Genomic DNA, 983 nt, shown 5'->3' with positions numbered 1-983 from the left:
CGGCACGGCAAAACTATGGAACACCGCCACCGGCCACCTACGCACCACACTCACCGGCCACCACGACGGCGTGACCTCCGTGGCATACAGCCCCGACGGCCACACCCTCGCCACCGCAAGCAACGACCGAACAGCACGACTCTGGGACGCCCGCACCGGTCGCCTGCAGACCACTCCGGCCAGCCACAGCAACGGCGTGACGTCGGTGGCGTTCAGCCCCGACGGCCACACCCTCGCCACGGGCGACAAGGACCATTGGGTCCGCTTGTGGGCCCTCTCCACCGCAAGCGGCGAGACCACCCTGACCGGTGTCCTTCGCTCCACTGTCACGGGCCACAGCGACGGCGTGACCTCGGTGGCGTTCAGCCCCGACGGCCACACCCTCGCCACCGCAAGCAACGACCGAACAGCACGGCTCTCGGACATCACAGTGGGTCACACACGCACCACACTCACCGGTCACACGGACTCCGTCATGTCGGTGGCGTTCAGTCCGGACGGCCGCACCGTTGCCACCGGCGGCTGGGACGGCACGGCGCGGCTGTGGGACGCCGCCACCGGCCGGTTGCGCACCGTCCTCACGGACCACGTGAAGTACGTCTTGTCGGTGGTGTTCAGCCCGGACGGCCGCACCCTCGCCACCGCGAACGACGACGGCACGGCGAAGCTGTGGGACACCGGCACCGGCCGCCTGCGCACCACGCTGACCGGCCATCGTGAGGGCCTGTGGTCGGTGGCGTTCAGCCCGGACGGCCGCACCCTCGCCACCGCAAGCATCGACCGTACGGCGAAGCTGTGGGACACCGGCACCGGCCGCCTGCGCACCACGCTCAGGGGCCACAGCGACGGCCTGTGGTCGGTGGCGTTCAGCCCCGACGGCCACACCCTCGCCACCGCAAGCGAAGACCGAACAGCGCGACTGTGGGACATGGGAACCGGCCACCTGCGCACCACGCTCACCGGCCACAGCGACGGCGTGACCT

The 983-nt window shown here is 70.5% G+C and carries 1 pseudogene; it reads left to right on the top strand.

Going from position 1 to position 983, the window contains the following annotated elements:
* Positions 1–70 precede the first annotated feature (70 nt).
* Positions 71–983: pseudogene (locus tag JS756_RS35850) on the top strand (WD40 repeat domain-containing protein); the annotation flags it as partial.

The organism is Streptomyces actuosus, assembly GCF_016921115.1.
Taxonomy (GTDB): domain Bacteria; phylum Actinomycetota; class Actinomycetes; order Streptomycetales; family Streptomycetaceae; genus Streptomyces; species Streptomyces actuosus_A.
Note: the sequence above shows the minus strand (reverse complement) of the source record. Positions and strands in the feature narration are given on the sequence as shown.